The 22,227-nt window shown below is 69.8% G+C and carries 16 protein-coding genes; 7 read left to right on the top strand and 9 right to left on the bottom strand.

What is annotated here, in order from left to right; all coding sequences use genetic code 11:
- Positions 1-21 precede the first annotated feature (21 nt).
- Positions 22-201, top strand: coding sequence for a hypothetical protein (locus ACFY0T_RS34860; RefSeq protein ID WP_388879862.1), 180 nt, complete (start codon positions 22-24; stop codon positions 199-201).
- A 111-nt stretch (positions 202-312) separates the two neighbouring features.
- On the opposite strand, the gene dnaE is transcribed toward ACFY0T_RS34860, so the two are convergent.
- Positions 313-3,852 (bottom strand): DNA polymerase III subunit alpha, encoded by a 3,540-nt coding sequence (gene dnaE / locus ACFY0T_RS34855; RefSeq protein WP_388879859.1) that lies wholly within the window; start codon positions 3,850-3,852, stop codon positions 313-315.
- Positions 3,853-4,131: 279 nt separating this feature from the next.
- Here dnaE and ACFY0T_RS34850 point away from each other — a divergent pair, with 279 nt between their 5' ends.
- From ACFY0T_RS34850 to ACFY0T_RS34835, 4 genes are all read left to right on the top strand, one after another.
- The gene (locus ACFY0T_RS34850) at positions 4,132-5,460 is read left to right on the top strand and encodes a DUF2252 domain-containing protein (RefSeq protein ID WP_388879856.1); all 1,329 of its coding nucleotides are present in this window, start codon (positions 4,132-4,134) and stop codon (positions 5,458-5,460) included.
- A gap of 91 nt (positions 5,461-5,551) precedes the next feature.
- On the top strand, positions 5,552-6,235 hold the full coding sequence (locus ACFY0T_RS34845) for a hypothetical protein (protein ID WP_388879853.1): 684 nt from the start codon (positions 5,552-5,554) through the stop codon (positions 6,233-6,235).
- Between the two features lie 94 nt (positions 6,236-6,329).
- A complete protein-coding gene (locus ACFY0T_RS34840) occupies positions 6,330-7,178 on the top strand; it encodes a thioredoxin domain-containing protein (protein ID WP_388879850.1) in 849 nt (282 codons plus the stop codon).
- 81 nt (positions 7,179-7,259) lie between these two features.
- Positions 7,260-8,927 carry an alkaline phosphatase D family protein gene (locus tag ACFY0T_RS34835; RefSeq protein ID WP_388879847.1) on the top strand — a complete coding sequence of 556 codons (1,668 nt, stop codon included), beginning with the start codon at positions 7,260-7,262 and terminating at the stop codon, positions 8,925-8,927.
- 43 nt (positions 8,928-8,970) lie between these two features.
- On the opposite strand, the gene ACFY0T_RS34830 is transcribed toward ACFY0T_RS34835, so the two are convergent.
- Entirely contained in the window at positions 8,971-9,540 is a 570-nt protein-coding gene (locus tag ACFY0T_RS34830; protein WP_388879844.1) for a dienelactone hydrolase family protein, read from the bottom strand.
- Between the two features lie 129 nt (positions 9,541-9,669).
- Here ACFY0T_RS34830 and ACFY0T_RS34825 point away from each other — a divergent pair, with 129 nt between their 5' ends.
- Positions 9,670-10,824 (top strand): mechanosensitive ion channel family protein, encoded by a 1,155-nt coding sequence (locus ACFY0T_RS34825; RefSeq protein ID WP_388879841.1) that lies wholly within the window; start codon positions 9,670-9,672, stop codon positions 10,822-10,824.
- 98 nt (positions 10,825-10,922) lie between these two features.
- Here the strand turns inward: ACFY0T_RS34825 and ACFY0T_RS34820 are convergent, their stop codons facing one another.
- The 6 genes from ACFY0T_RS34820 to ACFY0T_RS34795 all read right to left on the bottom strand — a co-directional run bounded on the left by ACFY0T_RS34820 (position 10,923) and on the right by ACFY0T_RS34795 (position 16,967).
- On the bottom strand, positions 10,923-11,663 hold the full coding sequence (locus tag ACFY0T_RS34820; protein WP_388879838.1) for an SDR family NAD(P)-dependent oxidoreductase: 741 nt from the start codon (positions 11,661-11,663) through the stop codon (positions 10,923-10,925).
- Positions 11,664-11,770: 107 nt separating this feature from the next.
- Positions 11,771-13,357 carry a Na+/H+ antiporter gene (locus ACFY0T_RS34815; RefSeq protein ID WP_388879835.1) on the bottom strand — a complete coding sequence of 529 codons (1,587 nt, stop codon included), beginning with the start codon at positions 13,355-13,357 and terminating at the stop codon, positions 11,771-11,773.
- A 210-nt stretch (positions 13,358-13,567) separates the two neighbouring features.
- A complete protein-coding gene (locus tag ACFY0T_RS34810; protein WP_388879832.1) occupies positions 13,568-14,035 on the bottom strand; it encodes a GNAT family N-acetyltransferase in 468 nt (155 codons plus the stop codon).
- Entirely contained in the window at positions 14,032-14,976 is a 945-nt protein-coding gene (locus ACFY0T_RS34805) for an RluA family pseudouridine synthase (RefSeq protein WP_388879829.1), read from the bottom strand. The genes ACFY0T_RS34810 and ACFY0T_RS34805 overlap by 4 nt, the downstream gene beginning before the upstream one ends.
- Before the next feature lie 79 nt (positions 14,977-15,055).
- Entirely contained in the window at positions 15,056-15,751 is a 696-nt protein-coding gene (gene lspA / locus ACFY0T_RS34800; RefSeq protein ID WP_388879826.1) for a signal peptidase II, read from the bottom strand.
- Positions 15,752-15,842: 91 nt separating this feature from the next.
- Positions 15,843-16,967, bottom strand: coding sequence for a TraR/DksA family transcriptional regulator (locus ACFY0T_RS34795; protein ID WP_388879823.1), 1,125 nt, complete (start codon positions 16,965-16,967; stop codon positions 15,843-15,845).
- A gap of 597 nt (positions 16,968-17,564) precedes the next feature.
- Between ACFY0T_RS34795 and ileS the strand changes: the two genes are divergently transcribed.
- The gene (gene ileS, locus ACFY0T_RS34790; RefSeq protein WP_388879820.1) at positions 17,565-20,708 is read left to right on the top strand and encodes an isoleucine--tRNA ligase; all 3,144 of its coding nucleotides are present in this window, start codon (positions 17,565-17,567) and stop codon (positions 20,706-20,708) included.
- A gap of 345 nt (positions 20,709-21,053) precedes the next feature.
- On the opposite strand, the gene ACFY0T_RS34785 is transcribed toward ileS, so the two are convergent.
- Positions 21,054-22,208, bottom strand: a complete 1,155-nt coding sequence (locus tag ACFY0T_RS34785) for a DivIVA domain-containing protein (RefSeq protein WP_388879817.1) — start codon at positions 22,206-22,208, stop codon at positions 21,054-21,056.
- Between the last annotated feature and the right edge of the window lie 19 nt (positions 22,209-22,227).

Here is a 22,227-nt window from a genome sequence, read left to right as displayed (position 1 = left end):
CCCCCCAGGAGGCAGATCACCATGGCCAAGAACAAGAACCGCAAGCAGGGCACCGAGCAGAACCGCGCCTCGCAGGCCGAGCAGGCCCATGAGCAGGCGCCGCGGTCCTCGGCGGAGGCTCAGCAGTCGCCGATGACGCATGCGCAGGGCAGCCCCGCGGATGTTGCCCGTAAACAGCAGAAGCGCTTCGGCCACAACTAAGGCCCGGCGCACGGGCTGTTGAAGCCCAGACACACACCGAGGGGCGCATCCGTTGGCGGATGCGCCCCTCGCGTACATCTGTTGGCGGGTGTCAGCCCGCCGCTACGTGCCTCAGCCCGCCAGGCAGGACGGGCCCAGCAGCACCTTCAGGTCGCCGAAGAGCGCCGGATCCGGCTTCACGCGGTGCCGGTCGAGCCGCAGGACCGTCGTCTTGCGCGGGCCCTGGAGCTTGATGCGGACCTCGCTCTCGCCCTTGTGGTGGCTGAGGATCTCCCCGAGGCGGCTGACCATGGGCGGGGTGACCTTGACCGCCGGGATGGTGAGGATCACGGGTGCGTTGGTGCCCGCGTTCGACAGGTCGGGGACCTGGAGCTCCATCGCGACCAGGCGCGGCACGTCCTCGCGCTTGTCGAGGCGGCCCTTGACGAACACGACCGCGTCCTCGACGAGTTGGGTCGACACCAGCTGGTACGTCGCCGGGAAGAACATGCACTCGATGGAGCCCGCGAGGTCCTCCACCGTCGCGATCGCCCAGGCGTTGCCCTGTTTGGTCATCTTGCGCTGCAGGCCCGAGATGATGCCGCCGATCGTCACGACCGCGCCGTCCGCGTGCTCACCTCCGGTGAGCTGGGAGATGCCCGCGTCCGCCTTGTCGGACAGCACGTGCTCCAGGCCGAAGAGCGGGTGGTCGGAGACGTACAGACCGAGCATCTCCCGCTCCTGGGCGAGCAGATAGGCCTTGTCCCACTCCTCGGTCGTGAACTCGACGTCGAGTCCGAAGCCGGGCTCGCTCGTCTCCTCCTCGCCCATGCCGCCGAAGAGGTCGAACTGGCCCTCGGCCTCCTTGCGCTTGACCTGCACCACGTTGTCGATCATCGGCTCGAACTGCGCGGTGAGGCCCTTGCGGGTGTGTCCCATCGTGTCGAACGCGCCTGCCTTGATCAGCGATTCCGTGGTGCGCTTGTTGCAGGCGACGGCCTCGACCTTGTCGAGGTAGTCCGGGAAGGAGGCGTACTTCCCCTTGGCCTTGCGGCTCTTGATGATCGACTCGACCACGTTCGTACCGACGTTGCGGACGGCGGAGAGGCCGAAGAGGATCACGTCGTCGCCCTGCGCGGCGAAGTTCTGCTCCGACTCGTTGACGTTGGGCGGCAGCACCTTGATGCCCATGCGCCGGCACTCGTTCAGATAGATCGCGGACTTGTCCTTGTCGTCCTTGACCGAGGTGAGCAGGCCCGCCATGTACTCGGCGGGGTAGTTCGCCTTCAGGTAGGCGGTCCAGTACGAGACCAGGCCGTACGCGGCCGAGTGGGCCTTGTTGAAGGCGTAGCCGGCGAAGGGGACCAGCACGTCCCACAGGGCCTGGATGGCCTCGTCGCTGTAGCCGTTCTTCTGGGCGCCGGCCTGGAAGATGGTGAAGTTCTTCGCCAGCTCGTCGGGCTTCTTCTTGCCCATCACACGGCGCAGGATGTCGGCCTCGCCGAGCGAGTACCCGGCGATGATCTGGGCGGCCTTCTGCACCTGCTCCTGGTAGACGATCAGGCCGTAGGTGACCGCCAGGACCTCCTGGAGGGGCTCCTCCAGCTCCTTGTGGATCGGCGTGATCTCCTGCAGGCCGTTCTTGCGGAGCGCGTAGTTCGTGTGCGAGTCCATGCCCATCGGGCCGGGACGGTAGAGCGCCGAGACGGCGGAGATGTCTTCGAAGTTGTCGGGCTTCATCAGGCGCAGCAGCGAGCGCATGGGGCCGCCGTCGAACTGGAAGACGCCGAGCGTCTCGCCGCGCTGGAGCAGCTCGAAGGTCGTCGGATCGTCGAGCGGGAGGGCCAGCAGGTCGAGGTCGACGCCCTTGTTGGACTTCACCATCTTGACGGCGTCGTCCATGATCGTCAGGTTGCGCAGGCCGAGGAAGTCCATCTTCAGCAGGCCGAGCGACTCGCACTGCGGGTAGTCCCACTGCGTGATGGTCACGCCGTCCGTGTGCCGCACCCAGACCGGCGCGTGGTCGACGATGGGCTCGCTGGACATGATGACGCCGGCGGCGTGCACGCCCATCTGCCGGACCAGGCCCTCGACGCCCTTGGCGGTGTCGATGACCTTCTTCACGTCCGGCTCGTTCTCGTACATCGCCCGGATCTCGCCGGCCTCGCTGTAGCGCGGGTGCGAGGAGTCGGTGATGCCGCTGAGGTCGATGCCCTTGCCGAGGACGTCGGCGGGCATCGCCTTGGTGAGTCGGTCACCCATCGCGTACGGGTAGCCCAGCACACGCGCGGAGTCCTTGATCGCGTTCTTCGCCTTGATCTTGCCGTACGTGCCGATCATGGCGACCTTGTCGGCGCCGTACTTCTCTGTCACATACCTGATCACTTCGACGCGCCGACGCTCGTCGAAGTCGATGTCGACGTCGGGCATGGAGACGCGCTCGGGGTTCAGGAAGCGCTCGAAGATCAGACCGTGCGGGATCGGGTCGAGGTCGGTGATGCCCATGGCGTACGCGACGATCGAACCGGCCGCCGAGCCACGGCCCGGGCCCACGGCGATGCCCTGCTTCTTGGCCCACATGATGAAGTCGGCGACGACGAGGAAGTACCCCGGGAACCCCATCTGGATGATGACGTCCATCTCGTACTCGGCCTGCTTCTGGCGGTCCTCGGGAATGCCGCCCGGGAAGCGGCGCTCCATGCCCCGGCGGACCTCCTCCTGGAACCAGGTGACCTCGGTGTACCCCTCGGGGATGTCGAACTTCGGCATGAGGTTCTTCGCTTCGAACATGCCGGAGGTGTCGATCTGCTCGGCCACCAGGAGGGTGTTGGCACAGCCCTCCTGCCAGGCGTCCGAGGAGTCGATGGCGTACATCTCGTCCGTGGACTTCAGGTAGTAGCCGGTGCCGTCGAAGCGGAAACGGTCCGGGTCCGAGAGGTTCTTGCCGGTCTGGATGCACAGCAGAGCGTCGTGCGCGGTCGCCTCGTGGGCGTACGTGTAGTGCGAGTCGTTCGTCACCAGGGGCGGGATGCCGAGCTTCTTGCCGATCTCCAGGAGGCCGTCGCGGACCCGGCGCTCGATGTCGATGCCGTGGTCCATCAGCTCCAGGAAGTACCGGTCCTTGCCGAAGATGTCCTGGTACTCGGCGGCCGACTTCAGGGCCTCGTCGTACTGACCGAGGCGCAGCCGCGTCTGCAGCTCACCGGAGGGGCAGCCGGTGGAGGCGATGAGCCCCTCGGACCACTGGGAGATGGTCTCCTTGTCCATGCGCGGCCACTTCTGCAGCCAGCCCTCGGCGTATGCGTCCGAGGAGAGCCGGAAGAGGTTGTGCAGACCCGTCTTGTTGGCCGCCCAGATCGTCTTGTGCGTGTAACCACCCGAACCGGACACGTCGTCGCGCTTCTGGTGCGGCTGGCCCCACTGGATCTTGCGCTTGTTGCGCCGGGACTCCGGAGCGACGTACGCCTCGATGCCGATGATCGGAGTGACGCCCGACTTCTTGGCCGTGTGGAAGAAGTCGTACGCCCCGTGGAGGTTGCCGTGGTCGCTCATGGCGATGTGTGTCATGCCCATCTCGTTGCAGGCATTGAACATGTCCTTGAGCCGCGCGGCACCGTCCAGCAGCGAGTACTGGGTGTGGACGTGCAGGTGCGTGAACGGCGGCTTTGACACGGCTTCGGCCTCCAAGAAGAACAATCGTCGACAGGCTGCGGACAGTCTGGGGGGACAGCGTCGAAGTCTATGCCGGGCCACTGACACTCCGCGGGAGATCACACGTACCTTCATCCGGGGTACTCGGATCCCACGGCGTCGGCGTACCTTCGTCGACGGAATCCGGGCACTCCGGCGGTCTGTCGTCCGTTGGAAGTGGACGGACGGACCGCATGTCCCCGGGGACGGCGCGCCCGTCCCCCCATGTCACGCACCACCTGCACCAGGAGGCACCCAGCGATGTCGGTCCCGCAGCTCAGCGCCGAGCAACGCGGCGAGCAGATCCTCGCCGTCTTCGACACCGCCTTCGGCGAGCTCCTGGCCGCCGATCCGGCCGCGTTCCGCGTGAAGTTCCGCAAGATGGCGGCCTCCGCCTTCGCGTTCTACCGGGGCACGGCGGGCCTCTTCTACCACGACCTCGACCAGGAAAAGCGGGGCGGACCGTACCTGGACGAGCGGACCTCCCGGGTCTGGATCCACGGCGACCTGCACGCCGAGAACTTCGGCACGTACATGGACGCCCAGGGCCGCCTGATCTTCAATGTGAACGACTTCGACGAGGCGTACGTCGGCCCCTTCACCTGGGACCTCAAGCGCTTCGCGGCCTCCGTGGCGCTCATCGGGTACGCGAAGGCGCTCAGCGACGAGCAGATCACCGAGCTGGTCAAGGTGTACGCGGCCGCCTACCGCGAGCGCATCCACGCCCTCGCCACCGGCGCCAAGAGCGACGAGGTGCCGCCCTTCACGCTGGACACCGCCGAGGGCCCCCTGCTGGACGCGCTGCGCGACGCCCGCTCGCTGACCCGCTTCGGGCTGCTCGACTCGATGACCGAGATCCGTGACTTCGAGCGCCGCTTCGCGCCCGGCGGCGGCTCCATCGAGCTGGACGCGGCCACCCGCTACAAGGTGCTGGCGGCCTTCGACGGCTACCTGGAGACGCTGCCGGAGACGTCGCTGGCCCGCCCGGACTCGTACCGCGTGAAGGACGTCGTCGGCCGCCGCGGCATCGGCATCGGCTCGGCGGGCCTGCCGTCGTACAACATCCTTCTGGAGGGCCACAGCGACGCCCTGGAGAACGATGTCGTGATCTACATCAAGCAGGCCCAGACCCCGGCCGTCTCCCGGCACATCACGGACTCCGCGATCCGCGAGTACTTCCAGCACGAGGGCCACCGCACGGTGATCTCGCAGCGCGCGCTCCAGGCGCACGCCGACCCGTGGCTGGGCTGGACCGAGCTGGACGGCGCGGGCCAGCTGGTCGCCGAGGTGTCGCCGTACGCGGTGGACCTGGACTGGGGCGACATCGACGACACCGAGGAGATCGCCTCGGTCGTCGCCGACCTGGGCCGGGCCACGGCCACGATGCACGCGGCGGCGGACGACGAGAGCGGCCACTCGGAGCTGGTCCCGTTCTCCACGGAGCGGGCCATCGACGCGGCGATCGCCGGTGACGAGGACGGCTTCGCGGACCTCCTGGTGGACTTCGCGCACAGCTACGGCGCACGCGCGCGCGCCGACCACCAGATCTTCGTGGACCTGTTCCGCAACGGCCGGATCCCGGGCCTGTAAGGCCTCCTGCGGCGGTCTCACAACGCTCCCGTAACGCATAGGAACCCTTTAGGGGACCCTTACGGGAGCGCGTGGGAGACTCTCCTCCGCTATGGACATATCCGGGACCCAGCTCAGAGCCGTGCGCGCGGCGCTGTTCACGGCTGTCGTCGTGACGCTCTCCACCGCGTCGCACGTGCTGTTGTCCCGGGTTCCGCTGCCGCTGAGCACCGTGGCCGCGATCGCCGCCGCCGTCTTCGTCATCGCGTACGCGCTGGCCGGCCGCGAGCGCGGCTTCGGGCGGATCGCGGCCCTGCTGATCCCGCTGGAGCTGGCCGCCGACACCGTGTTCACCTCGGGCCAGCACGTCTGTTACGGCAGGACGGGCGGCCCGGTCGCGGGCCCGCTGCGCTCGGTCGGCTTCGACGTCCTGTGCGGCGGCAGCGTGGGCACCCCGCTGGCTCGGGTGACGGGGGGCCAGTCCGACCGTGCGGCGGTCCTGCTCGCGCACGCCGACCCGGCCGCCGCCTGGCTGCTGCTCGGCGCCCACGTCACGGTCGGCCTGCTCGCGGCCGCCTGGCTGCGCCGCGGCGAACGAGCCCTGGACCAGCTGCTGCGCGCGGTGGCCGCCTCGACCTTCCGGCCGCTGCTGATCGCGGTCGCCGCGGTGACCGTGCGGCTCGCTCCGGTCCGCCGGCTGCCGCGCACCGCGCGCCGGACGGCCACCGCCCGTACGCGCCTGTTCGTGCACTCCCTGGGACGGCGTGGACCGCCGTGCTCGGTCGCTTTCGCGTGAGTAAGCCCGCCTGAGCGACACCACCTGAGCACCAGCAGTCCCCCTTACGTATCCCGCGTACGGCATGTGCGCGTCCTCCATGGAGATCACCACTATGAGCAAGCGGAACAGTCAGGCGGCGAAGACGGCGGCCCGGGAGAAGCTGCGCCTCGAGCGCGAGCGCCAGGCCAAGCGCGACAAGATCAAGCGGCAGGCCGTCGTGGCCGGCTCGCTCGTCGCCGTCCTCGCGATAGCCGGCGGCATCGGCTACGCCGTCGTGCAGAACAACAAGCCCACCCACTGGGATTCCGCGAGGGACGACAAGGTCGTCGCGCCGGCCAACACCACGGGCACCAACGGGACGACCGTCGTCGTCGGCAAGAGCACCGCGAAGAAGACCCTGAAGCTCTACGAGGACCCGCGCTGCCCGATCTGCGCCCAGTTCGAGCAAACCGTGGGCCCGACCCTGAAGAAGGACTTCGACGCCGGCAAGTTCAAAATCCAGTACATCGGCGGCACGTTCCTCGACGGCGACTCCGACAAGAGCGGCAAGATTCAGATCGGCTCCCGCGGCGAAGGCTCCAAGAACGCGATGAGCGCCCTGGGCGCCGCGCTGAACGTGAGCCCGGAAGCCTTCCTGGAGTACAAGACCGCGCTCTACTCGGCGAAGTACCACCCCGAGGAGACGGACGACAAGTTCAAGAGCGACGACTACCTGATCAAGGTGGCCGACACGGTCGACGCCCTGAAGAACAACACCAAGTTCCAGAACGCGGTGAAGAACGGCACATACGACGCCTGGGCGTTGGCCATGTCCCAGACGTTCAACACGAACAAGGACGGCGTCGACGGCACGCCCAGCCTGGTGATGGACGGTAAGAAGCTCACCGGCTCCGACGGCAAGAACGCGCCGATGACGGTAGCCGAGTTCACCACGGCGATCGACGGGGCGCTCAAGGCCTGATCGGTCCAGAAGTCGAAGAGCGGGCGAACTTTTGTCAGTTCGCCCGCTCTTGGCGTGTACTGGTCGGTAACCTGATCGCTCGTGACCAGTCGTTTCAGATCATCCGACTCCTCGGGCGCCGTCAACTCCCGCGCCCCGCGCCGCCGTACGGTCGTCAAGGCCGCGGCCGCCACCGCCGTCCTCGCCGCCCCGCTCGCGGCCGCCCTGCCCGCCCGCGCCGCCGAGGCCCCCGCCTTCCTGCACGGTGTCGCCTCCGGCGATCCGCTGCCCGACGGCATTCTGCTGTGGACCAGGGTGACGCCCACCTCCGAGGCGATACCCGGCTCCGGGCTCGGCCCGGACATTGAGGTGAGCTGGACCGTCGCCAAGGACAAGGCGTTCAACTCCCTTGTCGCCAAGGGCTCCACGACCGCGACGGCCGCCTCCGACCACACCGTCAAGGCGGACATCCGCGGTCTGGAACCCGCCACCGACTACTGGTTCCGCTTCTCCGCCGGGGGCATCGACTCCCCCGTCGCCCGCACCCGCACCGCCCCGGCCGCCGACGCCTCCGTGGCCGGTCTGCGCTTCGGAGTGGTCTCCTGCGCCAACTGGGAGGCGGGCTACTTCTCCCCCTACCGCCACCTGGCCGCGCGCGGCGACCTGGACGCCTGGCTGCACCTGGGCGACTACATCTACGAGTACAAGTCCGGTGAGTACGCGGCGCGCGGCACGGTCGTACGGCCGCACGCCCCCGCGAACGAGATCCTCACCCTCGCCGACTACCGCACCCGGCACGGCCGTTACAAGACCGACCCGGATCTGCAGGCGCTCCACCACAAGGCCCCTGTCGTCGCCATCTGGGACGACCACGAGTTCGCCGACAACGCCTGGTCGGGCGGCGCGGTGAACCACACCGAGGGCGCCGAGGGCACCTGGACGGCCCGTCAGGCCGCCGCGAAGCAGGCCTACTTCGAGTGGATGCCGGTCCGCCCGGCGATCGCGGGCACCACCTACCGCCGGCTGCGCTTCGGCAAGCTCGCCGATCTCTCGCTGCTCGACCTGCGCTCCTTCCGCTCGCAGCAGGCGTCCACGGGCAGCGGCTCGGTCGACGACCCGGACCGTACGCTCACCGGCCGGGCCCAGCTCGACTGGCTGAAGGCCGGGCTCAAGGCCTCCGACACCAGCTGGCGCCTGGTCGGCAACTCGGTGATGATCTCGCCGTTCTCGGTGGGCTCGCTCCCCGCCGATCTGCTCAAGCCGCTCGCCAAGCTGCTCGGACTGCCGCAGGAGGGCATCGCCCTCAACACCGACCAGTGGGACGGCTACACGGACGACCGCCGCGAACTGCTCGCGCATCTGCGCTCCAACGCCATCCGCAACACGGTCTTCCTGACCGGTGACATCCACATGGCCTGGGCCAACGACGTGCCGGTCGACGCCGGCACGTACCCGCTGTCCGCCTCCGCCGCCACGGAGTTCGTGGTCACCTCGGTCACCTCCGACAACCTCGACGACATCGTCAAGGTCCCGGAGGGCACCGTCTCCGCGGTGGCCGCGCCGATCATCCGCGCGGCCAACCGGCACGTCCACTGGGTCGACACCGACCGCCACGGCTACGGCGTCCTGGACATCACCGCCGACCGCGCACAGATGGACTACTACGTGCTCTCCGACCGCACGGACCCCGACGCGACCTCGTCCTGGGTCCGTTCGTACCGCACGCGCAGCGGCACGCAGAAGGTGGAGCGCACGTACGACCCGGTGTGAACGCCGTAGGGCTCTACAGGCCGCGCAGGGCCCTGCACGCTGTCTACAGGCTGTCGAGGAAGCCGAGCGCCACCTTCCAGGTGGCCTCGGCCGCCTCGGCGTCGTAATCCGGCAAGTCGGGGTCGGTGTAGACGTGACCCGCACCGGCGTACCGGTAGATCTCCACGTCGGCCCCCGCTCTCCGCATCTGGAGATACCAGGCGCTCAGCCAGTCGTCCGTCTCGAACTGGTCGGGCTCGGCGACATGCAGCTGGACGGGCAGCTCGTCCACCGACGCGCTCTGAGCGATGTCCGACGTGCCGTGCAGGAGCAGCAGTCCACGGGCCTTCTCGTCACCGAGGGCCAAGGTCTGGGCGATGGAGGCGCCGAGTGAGAATCCCGCGTACACCAGGCCCCGCTCGGAATAGGGCGCGGCGGCCAGGACCGCGCGCTTGAGCAGCTCGTCCTTGCCGATCTCTTCCTTGAAGGCCATGCCCTCCTCCACGGTCTCGAAGGTGCGCCCGTCGAAGAGGTCGGGCGTCCACACCTCGTGTCCCGCGGCGCGCAGCCGGTCCGCCGCGGCTCGCACCGCGGGCCGCAGACCGTAGGTCGAGTGAAAGAGCATGATGTTCATGAGCCCCATGGTGCCAGCCGGGACTGACAACGCCGGGCCGTGCCCTTCCCTGAACCGGGCCTGCCCGTTCTCGGGACCGGGCCGGGGCCACATGTTCATGACCGCCCCCGGCCGGATACGGTCGGAGGCATGGAGAACGTACTGCGCCCGCTGATCGTCGTCGGTGGCTCGGTCGTGCTCACGCTGCTCGTCGGGTGGGGTGTGGACCACCTGCTGCGTCGGGCCGACGACCGGCACCACGAGGCCACCCCGCTGTGGGGCCTGCTCCGCCGCGGCCGCGTCCCCTTCCAGCTCGTGCTGTTCGCGGCCCTGCTCAGAGGCTCTTACGACCAGGCGAAGCTGCTGATGGAGCACCGGGTCGGCATCGGCCGCGCCCTGACGCTGATCCTCATCGGGTCCGCCGCGTGGCTGGTGGTGCGCATCGCGACGGCGATCGTCGAGACCTCGTACACCCGCTACGCCACCGCCCACCGCGACCCGGCGCGGGTCCGCCGGGTGCGCACGCAAGTGACGCTGATCCAGCGCGTGGTGTCCGCGATCGTCGCCGTGGTGGCGATCGCGTCGATGCTGCTCACGTTCCCCGCGATGCGCGCCGCCGGTGCCTCGCTGCTCGCCTCGGCCGGCATCCTCGGCATCGTCGCCGGTGTCGCCGCGCAGTCCACGCTCGCCAACCTCTTCGCCGGGCTGCAGATCGCCTTCGGTGACATGGTGCGCCTCGGCGACACCGTGGTGGTGGACGGCGAGTGGGGCACGGTCGAGGAGATCACGCTGACGTTCCTGACGGTACGGACGTGGGACGAACGCCGGATCACCATGCCGGTCTCGTACTTCACCTCCAAGCCCTTCGAGAACTGGTCGCGTGGCACCCCCCAGATGACCGGCATCGTCTTCTTCCACGTCGACCACTCCGCGCCCGTGGAGGCGATGCGCGAGAAACTGCGCGACATCCTGCGCGAGTGCCCGGCCTGGGACGGCCGCGACTACGGCCTGGCCGTCACGGACTCGACGCCCAACACCATGCAGGTGCGCGCCCTGGTCACCGCGAAGGACGCGGACGACATCTGGACGGTACGGGTCACGGTCCGCGAGCAGATGATCCGCTGGCTGACCGAGGTGCACGCCTACGCTCTCCCCCGCGTCAACACGGCGGACGCGGTCCTGTCGCCGGGCCGGACACTGCGCCCGCCGCGCGGCGCCTCGGACGGGGCGGACGGGGCCGCGGCGCGTCACGACCATGGCCGCACCGCGCACGAGCCACCACGGACGGGGCCGGGCCGCGGTTGAACCCCTGGTGTCCGGAGGGGTACGCAGCTCCGGAGGGGTACGGGCTTCGGAGGGGTAACAGGTTTCGGAGAGATACGGGCTTCGGAGGGGCACGGGGCTCAATGCCCGCGTTCCGCGCCCCCGTTGACCTGGATCACCTGCGCGGTGATGTGCCCGGCGCCCGGGGACGCCAGCCAGTGCAGCGTCGCGGCGATGTCTCCGGGCGTACCGGCCCGCCCCGTCGAGGTCTCCGCGATGAGCCGCTCCCGCCGGGCCGGCTCGATCTCACCGCCGAAGAACCCGGTGTCCTCGACATAGCCGGGCGCCACCACGTTCACGGTGATGCCGCGCGGCCCCAACTCCCGTGCCAGATCGAAGGCGTACGGATGCAGCGCGGCCTTGGACGCCGCGTACGCGCCGCTGCCGGAGCCCCGGTAGGCGGCGATGGAGCTCAGGAACAGCACCCGTCCACCGGGCGAGGCCAGCCGGTCCCGCAGGGCCTCCGTGAGCAGGGCCGCGGTCAGCGTGTTGAGCCGGAAGTTGACGGTCCAGTCGTGTGCGACGGCTTCGAGCGGTTCCTCGGTCTCGGCCTTCGGCTCCAGATGCCCCGCGCCTCCGGCACTGTGCACCAGTACGTCAACGGTGCCGAACTCGTCCGCCACGAACTGGGCGACACCGCGCACGCTGTGCGGATCACTGAGATCGGCGGCGTACGTGAGCGCTCCCGGCACCCCGGCCTTCTCCAACATCTCGGCCCGCCGCCCGAGCAACAACACCCGATCCCCGTCCGCGGCGAACACCTGGGCCGCCGCCAGCCCAATCCCCGTACCACCACCGCTGATCACCACGTTGCGCGCCATGATCCGATCCTAGGAGCGGCAGCCGCCAACGGCGGGAAAGCCCCACCGACACCCGCACGTCTCAGCCAACTGGAAACGGGCGGTGGCGCGGAGCGGGAGACAAAAGGTCAGCGCAAGCTGCGCACGTCCAGGTGCCGCAGCACCCGGTCCACGACCTCCGGATCCGCCCCCGGCTCGCTCCGCGCGGACAGCACCTCGTGGCGCGCCGCGCTCAGCATCTCGCCCTGGATCCGCCGCATCCGCTTCACCCGCCGAGCCCGCTGCTCGTACGCTCCGCGCCGCTCCTCGTCCCCCATGTCGGGACTGATCCGCACTCCGATGTCGAAGGCCCGCCGCAGCAGCTGCTCGGACACCTCCTCCGGCAGCTCCTCCACCTCCTCGATCTCCTTCAGCCGCCGCTTCGCGGCCTTCGCGGCCCGGATCGCCAGCTCCTTCTCGAAGGCCTTCTCGACATCGGTGTCGGCCCGCACCCCGAGCTTCTTGACCAGCCACGGCAGGGTGAGCCCCTGCAGCACCAGCGTCGCCATGATCACCCCGAACGCGATGAACACGATCTCGTCGCGGTCGGGGAACGGCGACCCGTCGTCCATCTTCAGCGGAATCGCCAGCGCCAACGCCACCGACGCGACCCCCCGCATCCCCGACCACCACATCACGACGGTCTCCCGCCACGAGGTCGGAATCTCCTCGTCGTAGTCCCGTTTCGCGTGCAGCCGTTTGGTCAGCCAGGTGGCCGGCAACAGCCACACCAGCCGTACGAGCACCACCACGACGACGATCGCGGCGGCCCACCCCAGCATCTCGCCCCACCGCCCGGACGCCGTGCGGATCGCGTTGTGCAGCTCGAGGCCGATCAGGCCGAACGCGACCCCGGTGACGAGCGTGTCGATCACGTCCCAGAAGGTGTGCCCGGCCAGCCGGGTCAGGACGGCGTCGGCGTCGGTGGCGTACTCGGCCAGGAACAGCGCGGTGGTGAGCACGGCGAGCACCCCGGACCCGTGCAGTTCCTCGGCCAGGACGTACGAGACGTACGGCACGAGCAGGGTCAGTCCGATCTCCAGCGTGGCGTCGCCGAGCAGGTCCATCAGCTTGTACGCGGCCCAGCCGAGCGCCAGCCCGACGACGACCGCGACGACGGCGGACAGCACGAGGTCGAGCCCGGCGCTCCACGGCGAGAAGCTCCCGCTGACGGCGGCGGCGATGGCGACGTGGTACATCACGATGGCCGTCACGTCGTTGAAGAGCCCCTCCCCCTCCAGGATCGACACCAGGCGGCGCGGCAGCCCGAGCTGGCCCGCGACGGCGGTCGCCGCGACCGGATCGGGCGGCGCCACGAGCGCGCCGAGCGCCACGGCGGCGGCGATCGGCAGCCCCGGCACGATCGCGCTCGCCACCGCGGCCACGGCGAAGGTGGTGACGAACACCAGCGCCACGGCGAGCAGGAAGATCGGGCGTTTGTTGGCGCTGAACTGTCTCCACGACGTCCGCCGCGCCGAGGCGTACAGCAGCGGCGGCAGCAGCGCGGGCAGGATCAGGTCCGGCGGGATGTCCACGTTCGGGACGAAGTCCAGTACGGCCAGCACGATCCCGAGCAGGGTCATCAGCACGGGCGCCGGCAGCCCGAACCGGTCCCCCACCGGCACGCTCACCACGGCCCCGAGCAGCAGCACGAACAGCAGGGCCAACTGATCCACGGTCAGCGCTCCGGCGAGGTCTAGGCGATCAAGGACGGCCAGACTTCCAGCGTGCCACGCGCCGATTCGTTCCGCCGCGACGGAGAGCAGCGAGGACGGCGGCCTTCGGCGGCGCCGAACAACCGCACCGAATGCGGGATCTGGGGCGGCGACCCCATAAGGACGGGCAGGCGGGTGGGAAGAGAAACGCCCGCGGCAGGCGTCCCCCTGCTACAGAGAGCGCCGCATCGCCCGGTGCGGAATGCCCGCGTCGGGGAACTCCTCGCCGTATGCCACGTACCCCAGCCGCTCGTAGAACCCCAGCGCGTGCGTCTGCGCGTGCAGGTCCACCGCGGCCAGTCCCCGCGCGCGTGCCGCGTCCTCGATGGCGCGTACGAGGGCGGCGCCGACGCCCAGGCCGCGTGCCTCGCGCGTCACGGCGAGCCGGCCGAGCGAGCCGACCGTCGGGTCGCCGTCGGTCTTCGCGGCCGCCGCCTCGCCGTACAGGAGCCGCCCGGTGCCGAGCGGAACGCCGTCCTCACGGACGGCCAGCACATGCAGGGCGCCGGCGTCGTACGCGTCGTACTCGATGTCCTCGGAGACGCCCTGTTCGCCGACGAAGACCTCCTTGCGCACGGCGAAGCACGCCTCGCGGTCGGCGGCGTCCTCGGCCACCCGGAGCACGTACTCGGTGCTCACGCGTAGCTCTCCTCACGCACCTTGTCGAGCGCCTTCTGCAGGTCAGCGGGGTAGTCGCAGGCGAACTCCACCCACTGCCCGTCCCCGGGGTGCTCGAAGCCGAGGCGCACCGCGTGCAGCCACTGCCGGGTGAGGCCGAGCCGCTTGGCGAGCGTCGGGTCCGCGCCGTACGTCAGGTCGCCGACGCACGGGTGGCGGTGGGCGGCCATGTGGACACGGATCTGGTGGGTGCGCCCGGTCTCCAGCTTGACGTCCAGCAGGGAGGCGGCACGGAACGCCTCGACCAGGTCGTAGTGCGTGACCGAGGGCTTGCCGTCGGCCGTGACCGCCCACTTGTAGTCGTGGTTCGGGTGTCGTCCGATGGGCGCGTCGATGGTGCCGCTGGTCGGGTCCGGGTGGCCCTGCACGAGCGTGTGGTAGCGCTTGTCGACCGTGCGCTCCTTGAACTGGCGCTTCAGCGACGTGTACGCGTACTCCGACTTGGCCACCACCATCAGGCCCGAGGTGCCCACGTCGAGGCGGTGCACGATGCCCTGGCGCTCGGAGGCGCCCGAGGTCGAGATCCGGTACCCGGCGGCCGCGAGACCGCCGATCACGGTCGGGCCCGACCAGCCGGGGCTGGGGTGCGCGGCCACGCCGACCGGCTTGATGATCACGACCACGTCATCGTCGTCGTGCACGATCTCCATGCCCTCGACGGGCTCGGCGACGATCTGCACGGGCGCGGGGGCCTGCGGCATCTCGACCTCGAGCCAGGCACCGCCGTGCACCCGCTCGGACTTGCCGACCACCGAGCCGTCGACCGTGACCTTCCCCGCCGCGGCGAGCTCGGCGGCCTTCGTGCGGGAGAAGCCGAACATGCGGGAGATGGCGGCGTCGACGCGCTCGCCCTCCAGACCGTCGGGCACGGGCAGGGTACGGATCTCGGGAATCGTGCTCACCCGTCGAGTATGCCGGACGGGTCCGACACCACTTGACCACAGCCCGAACATCAGTGCCCGCGGAGCACCGTCCGCGGGCTCAGTCCCGGTGGACGGTCCCGTCCGGGTCGAGCCCCCGGAAGGACAGCAGCACGATCAGGATGCCGCCGCAGACGATCGCCGAGTCGGCCAGGTTGAAGACGGCGAAGTGCTTGGGCGCGATGAAGTCGACGACCGCGCCCTCGAAGACGCCGGGCGAGCGGAAGATCCGGTCGGTCAGGTTGCCCAGCGCACCGCCGAGGAGCAGGCCGAGCGCGATCGCCCAGGGCAGGCTGTAGAGCTTGCGCGCGAGCCGGGCGATGACCACGATCACGGCCGCGGCGATCACCGTGAAGATGATCGTGAAGGCCTCACCGAAGCCGAACGCCGCGCCCGCGTTGCGGATCGCCTCGAACTTCAGCCAGTCCCCGACGATCTCGATCGAGTCGTGGTGCTCCAGCTTCGCGACCACGATCATCTTGCTGATGAGGTCGAGGGCGTACGCCAGCACGGCGACCGTGAACAGCACGGCGATCCGGCGCTTGCCCTTCGGCCGCTCGTCCGTGGCCGGCGTCTCGTCCACACCCGAGTCCGCGCCGGAATCCGCGACGGAATCCGTCCCGGACCGCTCGGCCGGGGCCGACTCGTCGGATCCGGAACGGTCGCCCGACGCCGCGTTCCCGTCGGACTGCTCCGGCCCGGCCCCCGCCGCCCCTGGGATGTCCGGCGTACCGATGATGCGCTCCGCCTCTGCCACGTGAGTGAGTCCCTCGACCTAGGTTCCTGACTGAGGATGAGGGTACGGCACACCCCCGGGGCCCATGTGCTCAGGAGCCCTCCCACGCCGTTCAGTAGCGGCGCTCCTGCTTCTGCTTGCACTCGACGCACAGGGTGGCGCGCGGGAAGGCCTGCATCCGCGCCTTGCCGATGGGGTTCCCGCAGCTCTCGCACAGTCCGTACGTGCCCGCGTCGAGCTTCTCCAGGGCACGCTCGGTCTGGATGAGCATCTCGCGCGCGTTGGCCGCGAGGGCCATCTCGTGCTCGCGCGTGATGTTCTTCGTGCCGGTGTCCGCCTGGTCGTCGCCCGCGCCGTCGCCGGAGTCGCGCATCAGCCCCACGAGTGCCGCCTCGGACGACGAGATCTCGGTGCGCAGCCGCAGCGCCTCCGACTGCAGCTCCGCGCGTGCCTCCGCGACCTCTTCCGGGGTCCAGGGGTCCTCACCGGGGCGCACCGCGAGCTCACCGGGCTCCGCCGCGGCGAACCGCGCCTTGGGGACCGCGGTGGGCTTCTTCGCCGCCGGGGCCGTGCCAGGAGTCTTCTTCGCAACCACCGTCGTGGCTCCCGTCGTCTTCGCGGCCTGGGCCGCGCCCTCGGCCGCGGAAGCGACCGCCTTCTTGGCCGTACTGGTGCTCTTGCTGGCCGCGCTCTTCGCACCGGCCCTCTTCGTGGTGCCGCCCTTCGCTCCGGCGCCCTTGGCCGACGCCGTCTCCTCCGGGACGGCCTGCGCCGCCGCGGTCTTCTTCCCGGCGGCCTTCTTCGTCACCGGCTTCTTCGCGACCGCCGCCGTCGTCTTGGCCGCTGCCGCTGTCGTCGTCGATGCTGCCGCCGTCTTCTTCGCGGTGGTCTTCTTGGTGGCCGATTTCGCAGCCGCCGCCTTCGTAGACGCCGTTTTCTTGGCCGCCGCCTTCGTAGTGGCCGATTTCTTGGTGACCGTCTCCATGGGAGCTGCCTTCTTGGCGACTGTCTTCGTAGCGTCCGCCTTCGTAGCATCCGCCTTCTTGGTCGCCGTCTTCGTCACGACCGCTTCCTTGCCCGTCGCCGTCGTCGCCGTCTTGGAAACCGTTTTCACCGGCTTGGCCGCGGCCGTCGCGGGCGCCCCCTGCGCGTTCTTCTTCCCACCCACGTCCTTGGCCGCCGGACCCGTGGATCTGCCGGACGCCGACTGCTGTACGGCGGTCTTCTTCGCCACCATGGCCGCGGCCCCTTCACATATTGTGATCTTGCTCGCGAATCGTGCTGGGACGATAAATCGACTTCCGGCCCGCGGCAACGGGGCACGCCAACGATTCGCCCGCCCCGCAGGTCCCGCGCGACAAGCCTGCCTGCGTTGTGCCCAGCTCCCCGCCCGGTAATCCGCCAGGCCCGGCGTCCCAGGATCCGGACACCCGCGCCTCGCCATTCGGGTCACCGCGCAGGCCAGGGGGCACACCGGAAAACCGGTCGGCCGCTGTCCGCGCGGCGCCGTACACTGGGCGGAGCGAAAAGCGTGGATGGGGACGAGTAGCGGCGTACGCAGCCAAGAGCGACCCGGGGGCGGTGGAAGCCCGGGGGCGAGCGCGACGCGAAGATCACCCCGGAGCCGCCGGCAGAACACCCCGTAGGGGCCAGTAGACCCGGCATCGCGACCCCAATGAGGGGGCTCACTGGTGCACACCGAGCACCGGGGAGCCAAGGAGGGTGGTACCGCGGGAGCGCGCCGCGCACGGCGTCCGCAGCAGCTACGACGTAGCAGCACAGGCTCTCGTCCCTCCGGACGGAAGGCAGAAAGTCCGCCGGAGGAAGCTCGCCGATGAAATCGCCGCTGTACCGCCAGGTGCCCGCCCAGGTCGACCTGCCCGCCCTCGAGCACGCCGTGCTCGACTTCTGGCGCGAGCAGAAGATCTTTGCCAAGAGCCTTGAGCAGTCCGAGGGCCGCCCCGAGTGGGTGTTCTACGAGGGCCCGCCCACCGCCAACGGCATGCCCGGCGCCCACCACATCGAGGCGCGCGTCTTCAAGGACGTCTTCCCGCGCTTCCGCACCATGCGCGGCTACCACGTCGCCCGCAAGGCCGGCTGGGACTGCCACGGCCTCCCCGTGGAGCTGGCGGTCGAGAAGGAGCTCGGCTTCAGCGGCAAGCAGGACATCGAGGCGTACGGCATCGCCGAGTTCAACGCCAGGTGCCGCGAGTCCGTGACCCGCCACACCGACGCCTTCACCGAGCTCACCAACCGCATGGGCTACTGGGTCGACCTGGACGACGCGTACCGCACCATGGACCCCGAGTACGTGGAATCCGTGTGGTGGTCGCTCAAGGAGATCTTCAACAAGGGGCTGCTGGTCCAGGACTACCGCGTCGCCCCGTGGTGCCCGCAGGACGAGACAGGCCTGTCGGACCACGAGCTGGCACAGGGCTACGAGACGATCGTCGACCCCTCCGTGTACGTCCGTTTCCCGCTCACCTCCGGTCCGCTGGCCGGCCAGGCCGCGCTCCTGGTGTGGACGACGACCCCGTGGACGCTGGTGTCCAACACCGCCGTCGCCGCGCACCCCGAGGTCACCTACGTCGTCGCGACGAACGGCGAGGAGAAGCTCGTCGTCGCCGAGCCGCTCGTCGAGAAGGCCCTCGGCGAGGGCTGGGAGACCACCGGCGAGACCTTCACCGGCGCCGAAATGGAGCGCTGGACGTATCAACGTCCGTTCGAGCTGGTGGAGTTCCCAGCGGACACGGAAGCCCACTACGTGGTGAACGCGGAGTACGTGACGACCGAGGACGGCACGGGTCTGGTCCACCAGTCCCCCGCCTTCGGTGAGGACGACCTCAAGGTCTGCCGCGAATACGGCCTGCCGGTGGTGAACCCCGTCCGCACGAACGGGACCTTCGAGGAGGACGTTCCCCTCGTGGGCGGTGTCTTCTTCAAGAAGGCGGACGAAAAGCTCACCGAGGACCTCCAGAACCGCGGTCTGCTCTTCAAGCACATCCCGTACGAGCACAGCTACCCGCACTGCTGGCGCTGCCACACCGCGCTCCTCTACTACGCGCAGCCCTCCTGGTACATCCGCACCACGGCCGTCAAGGACCGCCTCCTCCAGGAGAACGAGAAGACCAACTGGTTCCCGGAGTCCGTCAAGCACGGCCGCTTCGGTGACTGGCTGAGCAACAACGTCGACTGGGCGCTGTCCCGCAGCCGCTTCTGGGGCACCCCGCTCCCGCTGTGGACCTGCGAGGATGGCCACCTCACCTGCGTCGGCTCCCGCGCGGAGCTCTCCGAACTGACCGGCACCGACCAGTCGAACCTGGACCCGCACCGTCCGTTCATCGACGACGTCACGTTCGCGTGCCCCCAGTGTCAGCAGACGGCGACCCGCGTCCCAGAGGTCATCGACGCCTGGTACGACTCGGGTTCGATGCCGTTCGCGCAGTGGGGCTACCCGTACAAGAACAAGGAGCTCTTCGAGAGCCGCTACCCCGCGCAGTTCATCAGCGAGGCCATCGACCAGACGCGAGGCTGGTTCTACACGCTGATGGCGGTCGGCACGCTGGTCTTCGACAAGTCCTCGTACGAGAACGTGGTGTGCCTCGGCCACATCCTCGCCGAGGACGGCCGCAAGATGTCCAAGCACCTGGGCAACATCCTGCAGCCGATCCCGCTGATGGACCAGCACGGCGCGGACGCGGTCCGCTGGTTCATGGCGGCCGGCGGCTCCCCGTGGGCGGCGCGCCGCGTGGGCCACGGCACCATCCAGGAGGTCGTCCGCAAGACGCTCCTCACGTACTGGAACACGGTCGCCTTCCAGGCCCTGTACGCGCGCACCTCCAACTGGGCGCCCAGCGAGGCCGATCCGGCCCCGGCCGACCGCCCGGTCCTCGACCGCTGGCTGCTCTCCGAACTCCACGCGCTCACCGACCAGGTGACGCAGGCCCTGGAGGCGTACGACACCCAGCGCGCCGGAAAGCTCCTCTCGGCCTTCGTCGACGACCTGTCCAACTGGTACGTGCGCCGCTCGCGTCGCCGCTTCTGGCAGGGCGACAAGGCCGCGCTGCGCACGCTGCACGAGGTCGTGGAGACCGTCACGCGCCTGATGGCCCCGCTGACCCCGTTCATCACCGAGCGGGTCTGGCAGGACCTGGTCGTCCCGGTGACGCCGGGCGCCCCCGAGTCCGTCCACCTGTCGACGTGGCCGGAGGCGGACCTGTCCGCCATCGACCCGGAGCTGTCGAAGCAGATGGTGCTCGTACGCCGTCTCGTGGAGCTCGGCCGCGCCACGCGCGCGGAGTCGGGAGTCAAGACGCGCCAGCCGCTGTCCCGCGCGCTGGTCGCGGCGACGGGCTTCGAGACGCTCGACCGCGAGCTGCACGCGCAGATCACGGAAGAGCTGAACGTGAGCTCCCTCGCCTCACTCTCCGAAGTCGGTGGCTCACTGGTCGACACCACGGCGAAGGCGAACTTCCGCGCGCTCGGCAAGCGCTTCGGCAAGGGCGTCCAGGCGGTCGCGAAGGCCATCGCCGGGACGGACGCTGCGGCGCTGTCACTGGCCCTGCGCGAGGGCACGGCGTCGGTCGAGGTCGAGGGCGAGACGGTGACGCTGGCCCCGGACGAGGTCATCATCACGGAGACCCCGCGCGAGGGCTGGTCGGTGGCGTCCGACTCGGGCGCGACGGTCGCGCTGGACCTGGAGATCACCGAGGAGCTGCGTCAGTCGGGCCTCGCCCGTGACGCGATCCGTCTGATCCAGGAGGCCCGCAAGAACAGCGGCCTCGACGTGGCCGACCGCATCGCGCTCCGCTGGACCTCCACGGACCCGGCCGTGGTCTCGGCCCTGTCCGAGCACTCCGGCCTCATCGCCGACGAGGTCCTCGCCACGGACTTCGCCCAGGGCGAGGCGGACGACACCTACGGCGCCCCGTTCACGGACGACTCCCTGTCCCTGACGTTCCGCCTCCGCAAGGCGTAGCCCCCCGGGGGCAGCGCGGGGTTTTCTCGCCCCCGGGGGGCGAGATTGCGCAGTTCCCCGCGCCCCTGAAAGGGGCGCGGGGAACTGCGCGACAAGCCCCCACCCACCCGCAGCCGAAAGGCTGGCACGGGACGGGTAGGGGCGGAGGGGGCGAATAAAACACCCCACCCCAGCCCCCACCGGACACCACCAAGGCCCGGGACTGCCAGAAATTTGGCGGCCCCGGGCCTTCGGCGTTGCGTACCCACGTACAAGTGCCCCAGGGACCGCACAAAAGGGCGGAGCCCCCGGAATCCGGGGGCTCCGCCCTGAACGCTGCCGACGCCTAAGGCGTACTTAAGGCCGTCAGTTGTCGTCCTCATCGATGAGGAACCCACGCATCGGCGAGGGAGCCTGCTGCATCGGCGACGGCCCCTGCGGCCGCACCGGCGCCATCGGCTGGGTCATCGCCGGCGACATCTGCTGCTGCCCGCCGTAGGAGGGCGCGGCCGGTGCCGGGGCGCCACCCATGCCCTGGTTGCCGCCGTACGACGGCGCACTGGCGCCGGCCGGCGCCATGGAGGGCGCGGAGGGCGACGGCAGGGAGGCCGTGGCCGGGGTGCGCGGCGGGGCGAGCGAGTCGTCCGCCTGTGTCTCCAGCTGGCGCAGCTGCGACTCCAGGTAGGACTTCAGCCGCGTGCGGTACTCGCGCTCGAAGCCGCGCAGGTCCTCGACCTTGCGCTCCAGCGTGGCGCGAGCGGACTCCAGGGAGCCCATCGCGACGCGGTGCTTCTCCTGCGCGTCCCGCTCGAGGGCGTCGGCCTTGGCACGGGCGTCCCGCTCCAGACCCTCGGCGCGGCTGCGAGCCTCGCCGACGATCTTGTTGGCCTCGGAACGGGCCTCGGCGATCGCCTGGTCGGCGGTCTGCTGAGCCAGCGAGAGGACACGCGCGGCGCTGTCGCCACCGGGGCCCTGCTGCGGCATCTGCGGGCCGTGACCGCCCATGGGGCCACCCATGGGACCGCCCATCGGGCCACCCATCTGCTGCTGCATCTGCGGCTGCATCTGGCCGTGACCCTGGCCCATCGGCCCCTGACCCATCGGACCCTGGCCCATGGGGCCCTGGCCCTGCGGACCACCCTGCCCGCTGGGGCCCGCGGGCAGCTGCGGCGCACCGCTCGGCAGCTGGGGCGGGCCACCCATGGGGCCACCCATCTGCTGCTGCGGCGGGCCCGATATGCCGGCGGGCACGGGGGCGCCGGGACCGCGCATGCCCTGCGGCGGGCCCTGCTGCTGGTCCTGCTGCTCGGGCGGCTTGCGCATGCCCTGCTGCTGGTTCTGCGCGGCCGCGCGCGTGGCAGCGGCCAGCTTGGCGCGCAGGTCCTCGTTCTCGCGGAGCAAGCGGGTCAGTTCGGCTTCGACCTCGTCGAGGAAGGCATCGACCTCGTCCTCGTCATAGCCTTCTCGGAGGCGGACGGTCGTGAACTGCTTGTTCCGCACGTCCTCGGGGGTCAACGGCATCTCTTCACCTCAACGTAGT

Origin of the sequence: Streptomyces sp. NPDC001530 (assembly GCF_042894545.1) — a bacterium.
Classification (GTDB): domain Bacteria; phylum Actinomycetota; class Actinomycetes; order Streptomycetales; family Streptomycetaceae; genus Streptomyces.
The sequence above is the reverse complement of the archived record's forward strand: the minus strand, read 5'-3'. Positions and strand labels throughout refer to the sequence as shown.

Bases quoted from the DNA above. Each gene is read 5' to 3' on its own strand.
- ACFY0T_RS34785 (WP_388879817.1), bottom strand. From the start codon at position 22,208: ATGCCGTTGACCCCCGAGGACGTGCGGAACAAGCAGTTCACGACCGTC.
- ACFY0T_RS34840 (WP_388879850.1), top strand. From the start codon at position 6,330: ATGAGCAAGCGGAACAGTCAGGCGGCGAAGACGGCGGCCCGGGAGAAG.
- ACFY0T_RS34825 (WP_388879841.1), top strand. From the start codon at position 9,670: ATGGAGAACGTACTGCGCCCGCTGATCGTCGTCGGTGGCTCGGTCGTG.
- ileS (WP_388879820.1), top strand. From the start codon at position 17,565: ATGAAATCGCCGCTGTACCGCCAGGTGCCCGCCCAGGTCGACCTGCCC.
- ACFY0T_RS34845 (WP_388879853.1), top strand. From the start codon at position 5,552: ATGGACATATCCGGGACCCAGCTCAGAGCCGTGCGCGCGGCGCTGTTC.
- ACFY0T_RS34860 (WP_388879862.1), top strand. From the start codon at position 22: ATGGCCAAGAACAAGAACCGCAAGCAGGGCACCGAGCAGAACCGCGCC.
- ACFY0T_RS34795 (WP_388879823.1), bottom strand. From the start codon at position 16,967: ATGGTGGCGAAGAAGACCGCCGTACAGCAGTCGGCGTCCGGCAGATCC.
- ACFY0T_RS34820 (WP_388879838.1), bottom strand. From the start codon at position 11,663: ATGGCGCGCAACGTGGTGATCAGCGGTGGTGGTACGGGGATTGGGCTG.
- ACFY0T_RS34830 (WP_388879844.1), bottom strand. From the start codon at position 9,540: ATGAACATCATGCTCTTTCACTCGACCTACGGTCTGCGGCCCGCGGTG.
- ACFY0T_RS34850 (WP_388879856.1), top strand. From the start codon at position 4,132: ATGTCGGTCCCGCAGCTCAGCGCCGAGCAACGCGGCGAGCAGATCCTC.